We start from the raw sequence: 1,799 nt of genomic DNA on the forward strand, positions 1-1,799 counted from the left end.
CAGCCTACCACCTTAAACTTGGACAACCAACGCCAAGCTGGCCTAGCCTTCTCCGTCCCTCCATCGCAATAACCAGAAGTACAGGAATATTAACCTGTTTTCCATCGACTACGCTTTTCAGCCTCGCCTTAGGGACCGACTAACCCTGCGTCGATTAACGTTGCGCAGGAAACCTTGGTCTTTCGGCGTGGGTGTTTTTCACACCCATTGTCGTTACTCATGTCAGCATTCGCACTTCTGATACCTCCAGCAAGCTTCTCAACTCACCTTCACAGGCTTACAGAACGCTCCTCTACCGCATCACTTACGTGATACCCGTAGCTTCGGTGTATGGTTTGAGCCCCGTTACATCTTCCGCGCAGGCCGACTCGACTAGTGAGCTATTACGCTTTCTTTAAAGGGTGGCTGCTTCTAAGCCAACCTCCTAGCTGTCTAAGCCTTCCCACATCGTTTCCCACTTAACCATAACTTTGGGACCTTAGCTGACGGTCTGGGTTGTTTCCCTTTTCACGACGGACGTTAGCACCCGCCGTGTGTCTCCCATGCTCGGCACTTGTAGGTATTCGGAGTTTGCATCGGTTTGGTAAGTCGGGATGACCCCCTAGCCGAAACAGTGCTCTACCCCCTACAGTGATACATGAGGCGCTACCTAAATAGCTTTCGAGGAGAACCAGCTATCTCCGAGCTTGATTAGCCTTTCACTCCGATCCACAGGTCATCCGCTAACTTTTCAACGGTAGTCGGTTCGGTCCTCCAGTCAGTGTTACCTAACCTTCAACCTGCCCATGGATAGATCGCCCGGTTTCGGGTCTATTCCCAGCGACTAGACGCCCTATTAAGACTCGCTTTCGCTACGCCTCCCCTATTCGGTTAAGCTCGCCACTGAAAATAAGTCGCTGACCCATTATACAAAAGGTACGCAGTCACAGAACAAAGTCTGCTCCCACTGCTTGTACGCATACGGTTTCAGGATCTATTTCACTCCCCTCTCCGGGGTTCTTTTCGCCTTTCCCTCACGGTACTAGTTCACTATCGGTCAGTCAGTAGTATTTAGCCTTGGAGGATGGTCCCCCCATATTCAGACAAAGTTTCTCGTGCTCCGTCCTACTCGATTTCACTTCTAAGATCCTTTCGCGTACAGGGCTATCACCCACTATGGCCGCACTTTCCAGAGCGTTCCGCTAAAATCAAAGAAGCTTAAGGGCTAGTCCCCGTTCGCTCGCCACTACTAAGGGAATCTCGGTTGATTTCTTTTCCTCAGGGTACTTAGATGTTTCAGTTCCCCTGGTTCGCCTCTTGCACCTATGTATTCAGTGCAAGATAACCATCTTGTGATGGCTGGGTTCCCCCATTCAGACATCTCCGGATCAAAGTCTGTTTGCCGACTCCCCGAAGCTTTTCGCAGGCTACCACGTCTTTCATCGCCTCTGACTGCCAAGGCATCCACCGTATGCGCTTCTTCACTTGACCATATAACCCCAAGCAATCTGGTTATACTGTGAAGACGACATTCGCCGAAAATTCGATCTTGCTCATGAGAGCAACTCACAAATTTTACCTTAGCCTGATCCGTTACCAGTGAAAGTAACGTTCAGTCTATCTTTCTATCACATACCCAAATTTTTAAAGAACGATCTAATCAAAAGACTAGAAATCAACATTCACCATCGTCTTGATGGAATGCTCATTTCTAAGCTTTAAACGAGGGTCACCAATCGGTAAATGGTGGAGCCAAGCGGGATCGAACCGCTGACCTCCTGCGTGCAAGGCAGGCGCTCTCCCAGCTGAGCTATGGCCCC

Annotated in this window: 1 tRNA gene and 1 rRNA gene; both read right to left on the reverse strand. The window is 49.9% G+C overall.

The annotated features are described in order from the left end of the window. Positions 1-1,470: ribosomal RNA gene (locus tag ACODTO_RS29505) — 23S ribosomal RNA — on the reverse strand; the annotation flags it as partial. A gap of 253 nt (positions 1,471-1,723) precedes the next feature. Then, a tRNA-Ala gene (locus ACODTO_RS29510) sits at positions 1,724-1,799 on the reverse strand.

This window comes from Pseudomonas sp. FG13, assembly GCF_057809755.1.